Origin of the sequence: uncultured Adlercreutzia sp. (assembly GCF_958431955.1) — a bacterium.
Lineage (GTDB): Bacteria > Actinomycetota > Coriobacteriia > Coriobacteriales > Eggerthellaceae > Adlercreutzia.
In genome coordinates this window covers 1-17431 of record NZ_CAUASN010000046.1, presented here as the reverse complement: position 1 = coordinate 17431, position 17431 = coordinate 1, and the positions used below count along the sequence as shown (strand labels likewise).

Here is a 17431-nt window from a genome sequence, read left to right as displayed (position 1 = left end):
CTTCCCGAACCGCGTCGAGGATCCCACCCTCGTGCGCCCCGAGATGTGGAAGTAAATTTCGCATTCGACCAACGCGTAAGCGCCTGCAAGGAACCCGCTTCGGCGGGTTCCTTTTTGTGCGCTCGCATAGATGAGTCAGTTACTCATATTTTTGTGCACCTGAGTAATTAGCTATTCTCGACTGCACAAAAGACCTGATGTGGTATGGTGTTAAGTTAAGTCAGGGCATTATTGAAAGGAGAAGCCATGACCGCTATCTTTTTGACACCCGTAGGGGCGGGTGATTCCCATGAGTAACGATACCATGCCGGCGAAGAGCACCACCTACGCTGAGGCAACCGAGGCAGAGAAGCACGCCGTGCTTCGCAAGGTAACCGGATCTTCCTTCCTCGGTAACTTCATCGAATGGTTCGACTACGCGAGCTATTCCTACCTGGCCACGGTCATCGCGCTGGTGTTCTTCCCCTCCGAGGATCGCTTCGTGGGCGTGATGAGCACCTTCGCCGTGTTCGCCCTCTCGTTCCTCGTGCGCCCCGTGGGCGCCATCTTCTGGGGCAACATGGGCGACAAGAAGGGCCGCAAGTGGGCGCTGTCGGTGTCCATCCTCATGATGAGCGGCGCCACCTTCCTCATCGGCTGCTTGCCCGGCTATGCCATGATCGGCATCGGCGCGCCGCTGCTGCTTCTGCTGCTGCGCATGGTGCAGTCGTTCTCCGCCGCAGGCGAGTACGCGGGCGCGGCCACCTTCATCGCCGAGTACGCGCCGCACAACCATCGCGGCTTCTACTGCTCCATGGTGCCGGCCTCCACGGCCACGGGCCTGCTCGTGGGCTCGCTGCTGGCCACTTTCATGTTCAACACCTGGGGCGCCGACTCGGCCTTCGTGGTGGACTGGGGCTGGCGCATCCCGTTCTGGCTGGCGCTGCCCTTGGGCTACATCACCCACTACATTCGTACCCACTTGGAGGATTCCCCGGTGTACGCCCAGATGCAGGATCGCATGAAGGAGATGGGCGAGAAGGTGGAGCATCCCATCCGCACGCTGTTCAAGAAGCACTTCCGCGTGCTCATCATCTCGTTCGGCGCCTGCGTGCTGAACGCCGTGGGCTTCTACGCCGTGCTCACCTACCTGCCGAACTACCTGGAGACGGTGCTCGAGTACAATCCCGGCGATGCATCCACCATCACCACCATCGTGCTCATCGTCTACATCGGCTTCATCTTCCTGTCGGGCCGCATCTCCGACCGCTTCGGCCGTAAGAAGATGCTCATCGGCGCCTGCGTCGGCTTCATCGTGTTCACCGTGCCCGCCTTCATGCTGCTCGGCACGATGAACTTCTGGGTGATTCTCTTGGTCGAGCTGGTGATGTGCCTCATCCTCACCATCAACGACGGCACGCTGGCGAGCTACCTGACCGAGACGTTCCCCACTGACGTGCGCTACTCCGGCTTCGCGCTGTCCTTCAACCTGGCCAACGCAATCTTCGGCGGCTCGGCGTCGTTCATCTCCTTCTGGTTGATCGACATCACGGGCAACGCCATCGCGCCGGCCTGGTACATGGTGGTCATCGCGATCATCGCGCTGGTGGCTATGTTCATGACCCACGATCACTCCGGCAAGAAGCTGGATGACGTGAAGTAGGGCGCGTTCGCTGCCTTTCGACAACAACGCCGCATGAGGCGGCAACGTGAAGAGACCCCCGCAGGTTTGTCTGCGGGGGTCTCTTCGTTGGGAGGAAGGATGGCTGGGTTGCGGGCTACTCGGCAGCTTCGGCGGGGGCCTTCACGCCGGGGAGGTTGTTGGACTCGGCCATGGAAAGCCAGCCCTCGGGCACCTCGGCCTGGGCGTGGCACTGGGTGCAGTACATGACCGAGGCGCGATGGGCCTTGTGGCACGTGGTGCACTCCAGTTCCTCGTGATGGGCCCAGTGGGGGTTGTAGGTGCCCATGTCGGCGGTCTTCTCGTACAGATCGTCGCGGGTGAGGTTGTGGCAGGCCTCGTTCAGGCACAGCTCGTCGGCCTCGCGCCCCGATGCCTCGGTAAGATCGCTGGCGGTGCGCTCGGTCAGAGGGAAGCTGTAGTCGCCGGCAATCCAGGCGGTGCCCTCGCCGATCTGCTCGCTTAAGGTGGGGGTGTGGCAGTCCAGGCAGTCGTTGCCGAGCTTGCCGTGGTAGGCGGCGAGCATGGTGTGCGGGTCTTCCACCTCGTTGCCCCACTTGTCGGTGGCAGGGCTGTTCAGGTCGGCCTCGTAGGTGGCCAGGTAGCTGTCCATGGGGGTGTGGCAGATGGCGCCGCAGAAGCTGGGCTGCTCGTGCCAGACCCACATGCCGGCCCCGGCTACCACGAGGATAGCCGCTACCACGGCCGCCACCACGGCTGCGCGGCGGCCGCGCCGTTTGGGGGAGGGGGCGTCGGCGGCCTCGGACGTGCCGGCGATGACAGGGTCGTGTTCGACGGGAGCCGCCGCGGAATTCTTCTCTTCGCTCATGATATCGCTCCTTTCAGCGGTTGGGCTAGGCGAGGTCGCCGGCCAGCAGGCGGGCCACATGGCGGCCCTCGGTGCAGGTGCGGCCGCAGGCGCAGGCGACGATGTACTCGGGGTAGTTGTCGGAGTAGAAGCAGCCGGACACGTCACCGGCGGCGTAGAGGCCCTCGATCACCGAGCCGTCGGCGGTGAGCACCTGCATGTCCTCGTTGATGCGCAGGCCATCCAGCGTGGTGAGCAGGGCGCCGCCGAACCAGCAGCCGTAGAAGGGCGGCTCGATGATCTTCGAGAGGCGGTGGGGCTCCTTGCCGTAGTCGGTGTCCACGCCCGATTCCACGATGTCGTTGTAGTGGGCGATGGTGTCCATGAGCTGCTGCTTGGCCTCGCCTTCGAAACCGAGCAGGCCGGCCAGCTCGTCCAAGGAATCGGCCTTCTGCATGAGGCCGGTACCGCCGTCCATGGCGATGAAGTCGTCGAGCGGCATGCCCATCTGCATGAAGGCGGTGGTGTAGGCGGCGCACCCCGTGGTGCCGAAGCGCAGGATGTCGTCCACGGCGTTGCCGTCGAAGATCTGGCACCACACGCCGCCGGGCTGATAGCTCGCGGCGTTGCAGAGGGTGTCGTAGGGCAGGCTCTCGTTCACGAAGCGCTCGCCCTTGCGGTTCACCTTCAGGAAGGGCTGGCTGCCGATGTTCAGCTGGTAGTGGGTGGCGGGGAAGTGCTCGCGGCCGTCGGCGTCCACCACGTAGCCGCAGTCCACGCCGGCGGGCACGGCGCCGCGGTCGAAGATGACCGGTGCACCGTTCACGTCCTTCACGCCGCCGGCCCAAAGACCTGCGCGCAGGCCGTAGCCGTCGCAGCGCGGCGAGTAGCTGGCGGCGGTGCAGCAGGCGGGCACGAGCGGCAGGTTCGCGCGGATCATCTCGGGGTTGGCCGCGTAGCCGCCCGTGGCCAGCAGCGTGCCCTTGGCGGCGTTCACGCGCACGAGGCCGTCGGGGGTGGCGAACACGGCGCCGGTGACGCGGTTGCCGTCGTGGTCGAGCTTCACGAGGTCGTAGTTGTAGCTGACCTCATGCCCCGCCTCCTGAATGTGCCACTCCAGAATATCGTTGCGCATGGGGTACTCGTAGGTGGGGTTGAAGAAGTGCTCGATGGTGGGTGCGAAGTAGTAGGTGCCCCCGGCGGGATGGTCGGCTTCCATGGGGGTGACGCCGAGGGTCTTGCCGTTGGCCTCCATGATGGGGGTGATCCACTCGATCGTCTCCTTGCCCTCGTTCAGCCACGTCTTGATGACGCGCTGATCCACGCGGCCCGAGGCGTAGCGCGTCAGCTCGTTGAGCACTTTCATCTCGTCGACGGGGTCGGCGACCTCCAGAGCGTACTTGGAATTGATGGCGCCCACGTACTCGCGGGTATCGCCCACGCTCGTGCCCTTCTCGGCCACGATGAAATCGAGTCCGAGGTCGCTCGCGGTGCCGGCGGCCATCATGCCGGCGTTGCCGGCGCCGATGATGAGGAAATCGGTGTCGCGGGTGGCCACGATGTCGGCATCGGCCACCGTGGGCTCCTCGCCGAGCCAGTAGGTGTGGGCCTCCTGCGAGGCGGTTTCGGGATGCGGGACCTCCTGGGCGCGCGGTGCGCAGCCGGCCAGCGCGCCGGCGGCAAGCGCCCCGGCTCCGGCCAGCATGCCGGCCTGCAGAAAGCCGCGGCGGGAAAGTCCGGACGAATCGGTCATGGTGAACCCTCCTTCTCGAGGAGCCGCCTCTTCTTCGTAAGAACGGCTCCGTGGCGGAAATCTCTCTGCCCGATACCTTAGGACGATGAGCGTTCGGGCGCCCCACATCGTCGGGGCGGTTTTTCGCACGAGGGGAGAAAGCGGGCAGGGTAGGGGGCATCCCACATTCAGAATGTGGGGCGCGGGGGAGGCCTGCGTGGTAGGATTTATCGGATAGAACGCAAGAAGAGGGAGAGGATTTCATGGGAGATGAGGTGCAGCGGGCAGAAGAGCCGCAGGCCCGCGCCCCGGAGGCGGGGAGGGACTCCGGCGTGGGAGCGGTGGCCTCGGTGCGGGTGGCCGTGGCCATCGCCTGCGCGCTATTCAGCTTTCTGGCCACCAACGGCAGCATCTACCCGGGCTTGGTGGCCATCGACCCGTGGGTGCGCGAATGGGCGACGCTGTTCGGCGTCGTGGTGCTCGCGGTCCTTGTGGCGCAGGCGCGCTACTGCCCCGGCTCTCTGCGTCCGCGCCTGTTCAACGGCATAGCCATGGGAGCCGTGGCGGGCTACCTCGTTCTGAGCGTGCTCGGGTTTCGGTGGGCGAGCCCCGGCCTGCTGCTGATAGGCTCGCTTTTGGACTCACTCGCCGAGGCATGGCTGTTCGTGCTGACCTATGTGGCTTTCGCCCAGCTGGAGGCGGCGCGTCGCCCCGTGGTGGCTATGGGGGCGTGCTTGGGCGCTTACCTGCTGCAGCCCTGGGCGAGCGTGCTGGCCCCGACGGCCGCCCTGGCCGCCAACGCCGTCTGCTTCGCGATGCTCTTCCTCTGCGTGCGGCCGCTCGTCGCGCGTCCGCTGCGGGAGGCCCAGCGCTCCGAGCCCCAGGCCGAGATGGCCGTGGCGAATCCCCAGTCGTTCCTGCCGGCAAATCACCTGCTGTTTGTGACCATCTTCGTGTTCAGCGTTGCCCAGGGCCTCGTGATAGCGTTGCCGGGCCCCTTCAACGACGCGCCGGCCCTGCCCGTGGCCTTCATACCGCTTGCGGTGATCCTCGTGGTGTATCTGGCGCGGCGGCGTATGCCGAATGCCGATGGACTGTTCGCCCTGTGCGCGCTGCTCATCATCGCCGGCATGTTCCTGCAGCCGAGCGACCGCTTAGTCTCGGGAGGCGTCGCCTCGGCGTCGAACACGCTCATCGACGCGGGGGCCTCCTGCTTCAACTTGCTGCTCGTGCTGCTTGTGGGCAGTATCGCCGGGCGCAACCGCGTGACGGCGCTGCCCACGGCGGCGCTCATGCTGGCGCTGTACTGGTCGGGCGTGGGCATCGGCGCGGTGCTCGGCAACAGCGCCATGGCGGCCCTCGGCTGGACCGAGGAGGCGCTCGTGTGGACGGGCTTCGCGAGCGCCATGGTGTTCGTCACGTTTTGCTTCCTGGTGCTGAAGAACGTGAGCTTCGCCGAGGCCATCGGGGCCATCCGCACGCCCGAGCCTGCCCGTGCCGCGGCGCCGCCGGAGGAGGGCGCTGTCCCCGACGAGCCGGAATCGCCCTCGGTTGCGGAGCGCTGCGACGCGGCGGCCGCGGCCTTCGGGCTCACGCCGCGCGAGACCGAGGTGTTCGCGCTGCTTGCCCAGGGCCGCACGGTGGGCGTCATTCGCGAGAAGCTGGTCATTTCCCTGAACACGGCGCGCTTCCATACTAAGAACATCTACGCCAAGCTCGGGGTGCATTCCCAGCAGGAGCTCATCGACGTGGTGGAGGCCTTCGAGCCGGCATCGTCCCTCTGAACGCAAGAAACCCCGCTGCTTGTAAGGGCTGCAGCGGGGTTCTCACCTCAGAGGTCTGCGGGTAGGGCTCCCGCAGAGTGGGCGGTTGACGCCCAGAGTGTTTAGCGGATGATGACGGGCCAATCCATTGCGGGCCTCCTTACCGGAACGATCGCTTTCGATGTCCTAACTATACGGCTCGGCTCGGATACTATCAATATCTAAATATCTGATAATAATAAAGTTAGAAATTGATAGTTGATAAGTTAGTTTGTGATATTTACATCGTTACAAATTGATAATAGGATAGGCGCCAGCTGGTATTTTCCCGCGATGGCGGAGGAGGCGACCTATGGCGAAGGGCAAGCGCTTGGCAGTGGACGACCTGGTGGAGTTCATGTGCCACCCCGCATTCTACGAGCTGCGCACCGCGGTGGACGTGGGCATTTTGCTGTTCGACGACCTTGACGGGTTCGCGTTGCCCGAGGGTTATTCCAAAGAGGACATCTGGCGCATCCTCACGGCCATTCGCAAGCAGGCGGCCGTGTTCATTCCGGAAGATCCCGAGCGCGAGGCTGACATGTGGATGGTCACCACGAGCTCGCTGTCGTTCAACACCGAGATGCTGGAAGTGCGCTCGAAGACGGAATCGTCGCTCGGCCGCTCGCTGCGCGAGATGCAGGGGTCGCCCTTCGTGACGCGGTTCATCGAGCGGACGCTCATCGGCGCCCTGCGCGCCGAGGGCATTGCCGCCGACGAGGGCCGGATGCACGAGCTGTTCTCGGGCGCGCAGCCGGCCACCTCGCTCGACCAGCTGGCGACCAACTACTTCCGCCTCTCCAACGAATGCGACAACCTGGCCCGGCGCGAGGTGACCCACGGGCTCATCGAGACGCTGTACTACGAGCTGGTGGAGGGCGTGAACGTGGACGAGTTGCCTGAGCGCGTGCTGGAGCCGCTGGACCCGCGCCTGCCGCCGCCCCATTCCCAGGTGCTCATGGACCTCGTGTGCGCCCGGGCACGCGAGGGTGGCGACGACATGCGCTTCGGGCCGGTGCTGCGCATCCTCAACATCGGCTGGTTCTTCCGCTACTTCAACGTGCTGCCGCGCCTGAACGTGCTCGTGGGGCTCCTGCTGCGCAACATCCTCGCCCTGAAATGGGACTTGCCGGTGCTCTGCTGGCTGCCCGAGGGCTTCGACCCCACGTTGGAGGACGCGCCGGTGGACGAGGCCCGCTACCGGGCGGTGTTCGAGCACTGGTCCACCGACTACGGCTTTGGGTTCGACTTCACGCCCTACTTCGAGCTGAACGTGCGGCTGTACCTGCGCGAGCTGGAGCGCCTGGCCGTGTCCATCACCTACCTGGAGCGTTTGAACGAGCAGATCGAGTGCATCTTCGAGTCGCACATCAATGCGCGGCAGAAGTCGATTCTGGCGGCGTTGTGCCGCGAGCCCGGTGCCATTTTGCGCATCGCGCCGCACCAGCGCACCTTCCGCATCGCCTACGGCACGGCCCGCGCCGACTTCCTCGGCCTGGAGCGCGAGGGCTATCTCGTGCGCGAGCAGGAGGGTCGTGCCTTCGCCTTCCGGGCCCACCCCGACTTGCGGGAGAAGATCGTCCAGCTGGGGGCCGCTGTGGTCGGTTCGGCGGAAGCGACGCTGGGTGCCTCGGGGGTTGTAGTATCCTGAGGGAAAAACCGACGGGAAGGAAGCTGCCATGATCAACGAGGCCATGTACGCGCTGGGCGACGAGCCGAGCGCCATCCGCGAGCTGTTCGCCTACGGGCTCGCCCGCAAGGCGGAGATCGGCGCGGAGAACGTGTTCGACTTCTCCATCGGCAATCCCTCGGTGCCCGCGCCCGCGCTCGTGGGCGAGACGATGCGCGAGCTTTTGGCGATGGATCCGGTGGCGCTGCACGCCTACTCGCCGGCCGCCGGCCTACCCGAGGTGCGCGAGGCCGTGGCGGCTTCCATCGCCGAGCGCTACGGGGTGCGCGCCACGGCCGCCCATGTGTACCTGACGGCGGGAGCTGCGGCGGCTTTGGCTGCTTCTATTGCGGCGGTGGCCTGCCCGGGCGACGAGGTAGTGGTCATCTCGCCCTACTTCCCCGAGTACCGCACGTGGATCGAGGCGGCGGGCTGCACCATCGTGGAGGTGCCCGCGGCGGTTCCCAGCTTCCAGCCCGACATCGAGGCGCTGGCCGCGGCCATCGGCCCGAAGACGAGCGCGGTTATCATCAACACGCCGAACAATCCGGTGGGCGCTGTGTACACCCGCGAGAGCCTTGAGGCCCTGGCCGACCTGCTGCGGGCGAAGGAGACCGAGCTGGGCCGTCCGTTGTACCTCATCAGCGACGAGCCCTACCGCGAGATCACCTATGGCGCCTGTGTGCCCTGGGTGCCGAGCATCTACGACCGCACCATCGTGTGCTACTCCTATTCCAAGGCACTCTCGCTGCCCGGCGAGCGCATCGGGTGGGTGTACGTATCCGACTCCGCCGAGGACGGCGACGCGGTGGCCGTGGCCGTGGCCGGCGCGGGTCGGGCGCTCGGCTACGTGTGCGCGCCGGTGCTGCTGCAGCGCGTGGCGGCCCGCTGTGTCGCCGAGCCGTCGGATGTGGCGGCCTATGCCGAGAATCGCGCGCTGCTCACCGAGGGGCTTTCCGCCTTGGGCTACGAGTGCGTGGAGCCCGATGGCGCCTTCTATCTGTGGGTGCGCGCGCTGGAGGAGGATGCCCAGGCGTTCTCGGACCGCGCGAAGCAGTTCGAGCTGCTCATCGTGCCCTCGGACAGCTTCGGCGTGGGCGGCTGGGTGCGCCTGTCCTACTGCATCGCCCGCGACACCATCGAGCGCGCCATGCCGGCCTTCAAAGCGCTGAAGGGAAGCTACGAGGGGTAGGGTGCCAATCGCTTAACGAGCGCTGGAATCATTGTCCCGAGGGTCCTGCGTTGCGACTTGGGCCTTACCGTTGGAGATAAACTCGATATTCAGCGGGAGACCGGCAAGATCGTTCCCGTTCCCCGTTTATGGAACATGTGACGAGCGTTCTGAAGAGCTTCTTCGGATAGAAATGTCGCGCGTAGGCGAAACACGGGCTATCTGGCGTTCGGGACTGAAATGAGGTCGATGAGTTCCTGGCGAGTATGGACGTCGAGTTTTTGGTAGATGCGCTTGGAATGGGTGCGCACGGTGTTCTCGGAAAGGTAGAGCGTCTCGGCGATATAGGGGCGCGAACGGCCTTTGCAGAGGTGCTGGAGGATTTCGATTTCGCGATGGGAAAGACCGCGCTCGGCGCCGAGCGCCTCGCAGTGCCGGTTGATCGCATCGCCGTCATCTGAAGGATGGGTCGGAGTTTGGCTCAGATCGGAGAGCAAGTTCATGGCGGCTGGCGAACGCTCTGGCAGGCAGAAGGCGACGATCGCCACGATGCCGAGAAGCAGTCCGGCAACTGTGATGCTGCCCACCGAGGCGAGCGAAAGACCCGATGCCGCAGCGCGACCGAGGCAGTCGGGAGTCGCGTAGAGAAGCTGGCCGAGACAGACGATACGCCAGGGCGGATAGCTACTATGGCGCGCAACATCGACGAGCGCGAGCCAGAGAAACATCTTGGCGATAATAACCGCCGCGCTGGTAAACGCTTGGATTACTTGGGCAGTCCCCAGCAGGGCGAAGAGAAACAGCGCCGCTGCGGCCAGCGTGTAGGACAGCTTCCACACGAAAGTAATGTCAAGAGAGCCCTTCTTGGCGAACACCCACCATGCCAAGGCCAGCACGAATGCCGCAAGCAGTGCTTGGGAGAAGAAGGTGTAGCCAACTGAGGCGCTCGCGCCTGCGCTGTAATGCCCGGTTTGCCGCTTCAGGATGAAGTTGAGGATCGACCACATAAGGAAGAAGGCGCCCATGGCCAGGGCAAGCGGCGTGAAAGATGGCGCCGAGGCGCGGGTGAACCAAAGGCGTGCCGGAGGAGTGGCGTCGCATTGGTGGAAGACGAGCATAGCGGCGGCGAGGAGAGGCACGAGGGCCATCAGGGCCGATCCAATCTCCAGGGGGATGAGGACGAGGGACATCTTCGCAAAAGCCACGATGAGCACAGATGCGAGGAGGGCGGCCACAAGATCGGTTGTTGCGGCGCTGGCGAGACGGTCGCTCCAGCGGGCCATCATCCATATTTGTCCTGCACCAAATCCCACAAGGGCGAGCGCTACGAAGAGGGGGTCCTGGCCGAGAGGGCTTGCGAGGATGGCAATAGAGGCTGCGTACGCGAGCGCAAAGCAGCCGTCGAGTATGCGTATCGCAGGAGAGAGCCGAATACGGTCGAAAAAGGGCACGAGGGCGGCGATGGCGAGGATCTCCGCCCCCGACCGATTGAGCCACCAGTAGTGGCCGGATGCGTCGTAGGTTAAGGTGCTGACCCAATTGGAGCCCAAATACCAGGCGCTGAGGCCGACTGCCATGGCGAGCACGGCCATGGCGCGCTCGCCTTTCCACTGTGCTGTAAGTTTCCCCGCCATGATTTCCTCCCTGATTTGCTTTGCATTATGCCATGGGGTATTGCTTTAGACCAGGACGCTGAACAGGGAAAACGATAATTGACCCGATTCGGGCGACAAGAAAATCGGCTGATTTTGCCCCGATTGGGGCGTTTTGCGGGCTGCTGGAGCGCCGTAAAGTGCACTCCATCGAAGCGCGAACCGAAAGGGGAGCGGAGGAGGGGAGGCCGCGAAGATCAAGGCCTTCCACGATATAGATGAGGAGCCGATTATGAGTGAGAACGACAAGGGCCTGGAAGTATCCCGCCGCAATTTCCTGAAGACAAGTGCGGGCGTGCTCGCTGGAGCTGCTGCGATGGGCCTTGCGGGGTGCGCGCCCCAGACGCCTACGGCCGCGACGGGCGCCAACGCGGCGGCGGCCTCGGTGGAGGACATTCAATGGGATGAGGAGTACGACGTGCTTGTCGTGGGCGCCGGTGCCGCCGGCTTGGCCACGGCGGTGGCCATGGCCAAGGAGGGCAACGGGCTGACCACGCTTCTGCTGGAGAAGGGCTCCATGAACATCGGCGCGGGCAACTCGCCAGTGTGCAGCGGCTCGTTCCATATTACCGAGGATGTTGACGGGTTCAAGCAGTACATGCTCGCTCTGGTGGAAGGCTTCAACTGCACGGACCAGGCGCTCTACGAGGTATATGCGGAAGGCGCGGCCGAAAACTGGGATTGGCTGGTGGGCCTGGGCATGACCGAGGAGGATGTGAAGATCACGCCTCAGGAAGGCAAGGCGGAATGGTACGAGGTGGGACATTCCGAGTCGTTCTCGAAATGCCAGTTCAAAAAGGATAACGCCGACGACAGCCGTACTCACATCAGCAAGTTTCTGAGCGCTGTGCTCGATGAGCACGGTGACACGGTGACCCGAACGGTGAACACGCCGCTAGTCGCTCTTGTGCAGGATCCTTCGACTAAGGCGGTGCTCGGCGGTGTCTACGAGGACGGCTCCAAGGAGGTGTATGTGAAGGCGCGTCGTGGCGTAGTCATGACCTGCGGCGGCTTCGAAAACGACCAGGAAATGCTGCAGGACTACCTGTCCTTCGAGAACATGCACGCGGCGGGCGCCACCATGAACACCGGAGACGGGCATCGCATCTGCGCGAAGTTGGGGGCTAGCATGTGGCACATGAACAGCTTCGCCGGTGCCTGGTCTAACGGCGTGAGCCTGGATGGCGAGACCTACATGCCCTATCGCAGCCTTAAGAAGGCTCAAGGAATCGTGGTGGGCATCAACGGGCGGCGCTTTTACCAGGAATGGGAGGGTACGACCATGTTCGCTCCCAACGAAGAAGGGCCGCTGGACCTGCACTACGGCTGCCGCCACGGGCATCAGAACTTCGGAGGCGATTGGCGTATGCTGCCCCTGCCCCCGCTCACCTGGTTCGTCTTCGATGCCGAGGGCAAGCGCTACGGTGCCTACCAGGGCAAGGACGTGAGCAAGAACACGCTGCAGAGCCAGACGGAGAAGACTGAGATCGACCCCTCTATCGATCCGGTGGCCGAGGGCTACGCGCTGACGGCCGACACCATCGAGGAGCTGGCAGCGCTCATGGAAGTGCCGGTTGACGAACTGGTGAATACGGTGAACGTATGGAACGCGGCGTGCGAGAAGGGCGTTGACGAGCAGTTCCATCGACCCTCCGACCAGCTGACTCCCGTACTGACCCCGCCCTTCTATGCAATCAAGTGCGTGCCTGAGGTGTTGAATACCGATGGCGGTCCGCGTCGCAGCCCCAAGGCTGAGATTCTCGACTGGGATGGCCAGCCCATTCCGAACCTGTACTCCTCGGGCGAGTTCGGCAGTTTGTGGGCATCGAAGTACCAAGGCTCTGGCAACATCACCGAATGTATGGTGTTCGGTCGAATTGCCGCCCGCGAGCTTATTGCGAAAGAGGCGTAAGGATCGCGTAGCTATCTTCGCCCTCCCCTTGGCCCCGTGCTTCGGCGCGGGGCTTTTTGGCGCGTGCGCCGCGCTGTCTATCGGCGCGCCATCCGTTTCGAGAGCCAGAGCAGGGTGGGGGAGGCGATGGCCAGCGCTAGGAAGGTGGCCATGCGGCCGAAGCTGGGGTCTTTGTAGCCGATGATGAACACACCGAGGCAGAAGGCCGCCATGACGGCGCAGAGGATGCCGAGCCAACGCAGGTAGAGGGCGGGGCCTGTCGGGCTGCCGCGGTGCTTGTCTTCGGGGTTGATGCTCATGGGCCTTCGCTTTCAATCGGGACGTGCTGGGGGCATCTGGGCGCCGAGCGGTGTTCCGTGCGGCTGCGCGTCGGGCGGCGTGCGCTGCTCCCAGCGTCGTCAGGCGCCCCAGCTGGCCAGGTACTCGAGGATTTCCTGGCGGGAATGCATGCCGCATTTGCTGTAGATGCGCTTGATGTGGCTGTGAGCCGTGGCCGGGGTGATGGCCAGCTCGTCGGCTACTTTCTTCTGAGTATACCCCAGCGCGTACAGGGTGAGCACGTCCACTTCCCGGTCGGAGAGGAGGAATTGCTCGCCCATGGCCCGCACGCGCTCGCGCAAAGGATCGCTGATGATGGCGTCGGCGGAGGTGGGCATCGCGGTGTCGGCGGCTTCCGCCCCGCGCCGGGTCCGGCCCAAGGGCGAGGCGCCGATGGGGGCGCTCTGCGCGGGGTGCAGGGCCGGCTGCGAGCTCGCGGCTTGCGAACTGGTGCCCCCGCGTGCAGCCGCCGAATGCGAGCCCGCATCCGCATCGTCCGTGCGGGCGAGAGGGTGCTCGGGCGAGCAGCCCTCGGTGCAGTGCACGCAGCGCTGGGCCTGGGCGGCGGTCACGGCCTCGAAGGCGGCCTTCTGCACGGCGGCCACGGCCTCGGCCACATGGGTCGCCTCGTGCTCGGCAGCATCGCGGGCGGCGCTGTCTAAGGCCCGCTCGGCCTCGGCGAGGGCCAGCTGGGTGCGGGCCACCTCGGTCTCGGCGTGCTGCAGGTCGGCTTCCACCTGGGCCTCGCGCTCCTCGGCCGCCACGGCGTTCTCCTTATGCTCGGCGAGGAGGAACTGCACGAGCACCACCTGGGCCGACAGCAGGATGAGTGCTCCGAGCACCGCGTTGATGAGCAGGTCGTTTCCCGTGAGCGGATAGGCGAAGTACAGCACCATGCGGGCGATGGACCGGGCGCCGAAGCAGACAACCCAGCCGCCCATGGCGTAGAAGTACGGGTCGCGGCTGCCGAAGTTCGTGAACGCGATGATGACGTACCAGCAGTAGGCGCAGATGACGATGTTCAGCGTGTTCACGAGCACGGCGCCGATTTCCCACTGGAAGGGGAAGGCCCCGAACAGCACGAGGGCGCCGGCGGCCAGCGCCTGCATGGTGACGAAGATGCCGACGGTCATGACGCGCTCGCGCCGGCGCACTACGAAGATCGCCAGCAGAGCGCAGGTGAGGATGGCCGAGAGGGCATAGGCGAAGCGGGTCGGCGGCGTGAAGGTGATGGGCAGCCCGTCGGGATAGCCGCGCATGAACCCGTCCACGAAGCTCAACAGGCCCATGCCGACGGTGCAGGCCACGAGGAACCGCGCATCCTGGATGTGGCTGCGGGCGAAGGTGAAGAACGTGCGGGCATGGCGATGGGCCCGATCGGCGGCGAGCCCGTCGCGCAGCGAGGCGGGTCCCACCAAGGTCAGCTGGGTGAGGATGAGGACGCAGCCGAGGATGTTCTGGGCGCGCAGGGGCAGAAACGCGATGAAATAGACGAGGGCGACGCTGACGATGAACGCGCAGAACACGAAGAGCGCGGCGGTCACCTCATCGGTGCCGCGCAGGCAGCGCAGCCAGTAGAACATGCACAGCGAAAGCGCCAGTGTGCTGGCGACGCTGAGGGCGAAGGCGATGCCGCCGAGGGTCGGGTCGGTGTCGTCTAGAAAGGAGAGCACGCCCGAGGCGGCGGCCGCCACCGAGGTGCTGCCTACAAGCGCCCACTGCACGACGGTGTCGCTGAGCACGCGGCGCGACGGCGCGAGGGCGATGAGCGCTACGGCGAAGATGATGCAGGTGACGAGCATGGCGCCGTCGGTGAAGATGCCGTCGTCGGTGGCGGTGTAGCTGCCGTAGCAGGCGACGATGAGGGCCGTGCGCGCGCAGACGATGCCGGCCAGCATGGGCCAGAACGTCTTCAAGCGCGAGACGAGGCCCGCGATTAGGGCACCCATGGGACCCTCCTTCTCCTTATGCGAGGCGGCGCATCGCGACTGCGATTCTCCCGGCCGTCCCCCTCCTCAGATGCTCGTGCAGGTGCACAAGCATGACCTATTGACTCCATGATAATCCTTCCCCGCTCATTGTGCGGGCGCGCGGCATCTTGTTACGTATCTGCAAAATGACATCTCCTCAAAGAGGGTAATCTGCGCGAGAAGGTCATGATAGGCTGGATGAAATCGAAAACCACGAGACGCGGCGACGCGCGAGAGACGCCGCCGCGCCGCTTAAACGAGAGGGGTTCCCATGAGCGAGCGCGATATCTACCACGAGCCGCCGACCCGGGTGCTGCTGCGCACGGCCGACGCCTACCAGACCGAATCGATGGACGAGGTGACGGGCTATTCCGACAAGCTGCTGTCCATTGTGGCCGACTACCGTAACGGGGGGCGGCCCGAAGGGGCCAACGCCCAGGCCATGGTGGGCAAGTCGAAGCGCGGGGAGGTGGCCTTCCGCTTGTTCGCGCGCGTCAATCCGGAAACGCGCGTGATCGAGGCGGCGGGCTTCAAGACGCGGGGATGCTTGGCCATGACCGGCTGCGCGAGTGTGACCTGCGCGATGATCGAGGGACGCACGCTTTCGGAGGCCCTGGCACTGACGACCGACGAGGTGCGGGCCGCTGTGGACGGCGTGCCTGCGGGCAAGGCGAACACGCTCACCTTCTCGGTGGAGGCCGTGCGCGCTCTTGTGGGCGACTTCCTTGCGCGGGAGGGCGCCGACCTGGCGGCCCTCGATGCGGTGGTGCCGTGCTCTCCCTACAGCGTGGAGTGCCTCATGTGCGAGCACTGCTCGCTGCGCGATACGCGCAACGATCTGCTGATGAAGTCGCTGGAGGACTAGCCATGCGCGAGGAAGACGAGATTCGGGCGGCGGTGATCGCGCTCGCCGAGGCCCAGGCGGCCGGCGAGGACGTGTCCGATGAGCTGCCCCACGGAGAAGTGGCGGTGGAAGCCGCCGAGGCGTCGCCCTTCAGCGACGATATGAGCGAGGACGAGCAGCGTGATAGGGCCATCGCGCTCGTGCTGGATGCCGTGCGCACCGCGACGCGCGAGGGCCGTCTGGCCCAGCCGGGCGAGTGGGTGGCCGCGGGCCTGGTGCCCCCGGCCATGACGGCCGAGGATGTGGAGATGGCCGTCTACGACGCGCTCATGGAGCACGGAGAGCCCGTGCCCGAGGGGGCCGCAGCGGCGGGGGAGGGCGCGGCGCAGGCGACCCGTCCCGTGAATCGGCACGTGCATTCGGCCTTCTCCTCCTCCAACGGCCGCTGCGTCGGCGCCTCCCCCTTCAAGCACAAGGGTGCTCTCGCGAAGGAAGAGATGTCAGCCGAAGCGGAATCGCCGTCTGACCCTTCAACAGCAGAAGAGCCCAGAGGAGATGCCGGACGTTCCGACCGAGCGAGTTCCGCAGCGACTGGAACAGCCCAGTGGGCTGTTCCACCAAGCGAGGACTGTCCGAGCGAATCGGAATGCCCGGCATCTCCGACCGAGACGAGCCGCGAGAGCGAATCTGAATGCCCACCACCCCTGACCGAGGCGAGCAACGAGGGCGACGGGCCAGCCCCCCTTCCCTATGACTGTACCGGCATCCGCCTGCTCATGGGCAAGGCGAGCTACTACCTCTACGATGCCTCCGCCATGACCGACGCCTATGCGCGCTGGTCGTTTCTGACTGCCGAGGACGATCCGGTGGCCACTTTCGTCGAGTGCGTGCGCGAGGAGTCGTCGGTGTACCCGCGGCCCATGGCCTGCACGAACCTGGCCAACGATCCCTTCCGTATGGATGCCGAGGCCGTGGAAGCCGCTTTCGCCGAGGCGCGCACCCAGGGCCGCGCCGACGACATCGAGCGCGTCGAGGCATCGAACGGGGACGTGTACTTCTATTCCACGACCTATCTGAGCCCGGCTCGCGCCAAGGCGCTGGCCGAGTGGGATGCCGTGGAGCGCAAGCGCAACGTGTAGCCCGCTCTTTCGGGCACAGGCACAAGAAGGCCCCCGCACCGGTGATACGGTGCGGGGGCCTCGTCACGAAGGGGAGCTCTTCGGAGCTCTACTCGGCGTCGGGCAGCAGGCCCAGGGCGGCCAGGTCTTCCTTCACGTCGCCCATCTCGTAGTAGTCGAGGCATTCGGCCGTGGGGCAGCCGAGCTCCGGATCCCAGCCGAAGCACTCGTACATCATGGTCAGGGCCGTCTGGAAGTCGTCCTTGTCCATCTTGTCGGTGCCCTCGGTGAACACCTCGATGTCGGGATCCTTGGTGAAGGGCCACTCGGTCACCACGTCGTGAATGCCGCGGAAGTCGTTGGTGCCCATGTTGCCTGCGGCATCGGTCATGCCGCGGGCCGTGTTGGCGCGCTGCAGGGTGGTGATCTTCGCGCCCATCTTATACAGGTCCTCGGTGGTCACGTCCTCGCCGGTGACGGCCTTCATGAACTTGGCCTCCAGATCCAAGTCGCCGCGGTAGTCGCGGGCGGCCGTGGGGCTCATGGTCATCGGCCACACCCAGTTGCACAGGGTGAGCGAGTCGTGCAGCACGTCGGTGACCACGGACCACCAGGCGAAGTTGGCCTTGTACTCGTTCATGGGGGTGTAGTTCTTGTCCGGGTCGATGGCGCTCGCGTCGCCCCACACCTCGGCGGCGATCTCCTGCTTCAGCTCGAAGGGCAAGCCGCAGCCCTGGAAGTTCACAGCGGAGTGGATCATGTCGTCGCGGTTGAA

At 65.2% G+C, this 17431-nt stretch carries 13 protein-coding genes; 7 read left to right on the top strand and 6 right to left on the bottom strand.

What is annotated here, in order from left to right; all coding sequences use genetic code 11:
- Positions 1–289 precede the first annotated feature (289 nt).
- Positions 290–1642: an MFS transporter gene (locus Q5064_RS10550; protein ID WP_302964523.1), complete on the top strand. Its 1353-nt coding sequence runs from the start codon at positions 290–292 to the stop codon at positions 1640–1642.
- A 115-nt stretch (positions 1643–1757) separates the two neighbouring features.
- Here the strand turns inward: Q5064_RS10550 and Q5064_RS10545 are convergent, their stop codons facing one another.
- Both Q5064_RS10545 and Q5064_RS10540 read right to left on the bottom strand, forming a co-directional pair.
- Entirely contained in the window at positions 1758–2489 is a 732-nt protein-coding gene (locus Q5064_RS10545) for a cytochrome c3 family protein (RefSeq protein ID WP_302964520.1), read from the bottom strand.
- A 25-nt stretch (positions 2490–2514) separates the two neighbouring features.
- Positions 2515–4221 (bottom strand): FAD-binding protein, encoded by a 1707-nt coding sequence (locus tag Q5064_RS10540; protein WP_302964517.1) that lies wholly within the window; start codon positions 4219–4221, stop codon positions 2515–2517.
- 242 nt (positions 4222–4463) lie between these two features.
- Between Q5064_RS10540 and Q5064_RS10535 the strand changes: the two genes are divergently transcribed.
- The 3 genes from Q5064_RS10535 to Q5064_RS10525 all read left to right on the top strand — a co-directional run bounded on the left by Q5064_RS10535 (position 4464) and on the right by Q5064_RS10525 (position 8863).
- Positions 4464–5984 (top strand): LuxR family transcriptional regulator, encoded by a 1521-nt coding sequence (locus Q5064_RS10535; protein ID WP_302964514.1) that lies wholly within the window; start codon positions 4464–4466, stop codon positions 5982–5984.
- A gap of 331 nt (positions 5985–6315) precedes the next feature.
- Entirely contained in the window at positions 6316–7653 is a 1338-nt protein-coding gene (locus Q5064_RS10530) for a hypothetical protein (protein WP_302964511.1), read from the top strand.
- A gap of 28 nt (positions 7654–7681) precedes the next feature.
- Positions 7682–8863, top strand: a complete 1182-nt coding sequence (locus Q5064_RS10525) for a pyridoxal phosphate-dependent aminotransferase (RefSeq protein WP_302964508.1) — start codon at positions 7682–7684, stop codon at positions 8861–8863.
- Positions 8864–9060: 197 nt separating this feature from the next.
- Here the strand turns inward: Q5064_RS10525 and Q5064_RS10520 are convergent, their stop codons facing one another.
- Positions 9061–10476 carry a LuxR family transcriptional regulator gene (locus Q5064_RS10520; protein WP_302964506.1) on the bottom strand — a complete coding sequence of 472 codons (1416 nt, stop codon included), beginning with the start codon at positions 10474–10476 and terminating at the stop codon, positions 9061–9063.
- 250 nt (positions 10477–10726) lie between these two features.
- On the opposite strand from Q5064_RS10520, the gene Q5064_RS10515 reads away from it, so the two are divergent.
- Positions 10727–12406: an FAD-binding protein gene (locus tag Q5064_RS10515; RefSeq protein WP_302964504.1), complete on the top strand. Its 1680-nt coding sequence runs from the start codon at positions 10727–10729 to the stop codon at positions 12404–12406.
- 77 nt (positions 12407–12483) lie between these two features.
- Here the strand turns inward: Q5064_RS10515 and Q5064_RS10510 are convergent, their stop codons facing one another.
- Together Q5064_RS10510 and Q5064_RS10505 are read right to left on the bottom strand one after the other, a co-directional pair.
- Entirely contained in the window at positions 12484–12705 is a 222-nt protein-coding gene (locus tag Q5064_RS10510) for a hypothetical protein (RefSeq protein WP_302964502.1), read from the bottom strand.
- 99 nt (positions 12706–12804) lie between these two features.
- Entirely contained in the window at positions 12805–14673 is a 1869-nt protein-coding gene (locus tag Q5064_RS10505) for a LuxR C-terminal-related transcriptional regulator (protein ID WP_302964500.1), read from the bottom strand.
- A gap of 292 nt (positions 14674–14965) precedes the next feature.
- Between Q5064_RS10505 and Q5064_RS10500 the strand changes: the two genes are divergently transcribed.
- Positions 14966–15559 (top strand): iron-sulfur cluster assembly scaffold protein, encoded by a 594-nt coding sequence (locus Q5064_RS10500; protein WP_302964499.1) that lies wholly within the window; start codon positions 14966–14968, stop codon positions 15557–15559.
- A 2-nt stretch (positions 15560–15561) separates the two neighbouring features.
- Complete coding sequence (locus Q5064_RS10495) at positions 15562–16677, top strand: hypothetical protein (protein ID WP_302964498.1); 1116 nt, start codon at positions 15562–15564, stop codon at positions 16675–16677.
- 88 nt (positions 16678–16765) lie between these two features.
- On the opposite strand, the gene Q5064_RS10490 is transcribed toward Q5064_RS10495, so the two are convergent.
- Positions 16766–17431, bottom strand: a 666-nt coding sequence (locus Q5064_RS10490) for an aldehyde ferredoxin oxidoreductase C-terminal domain-containing protein (protein ID WP_302964496.1), incomplete at its 5' end; no start/stop codon positions are given.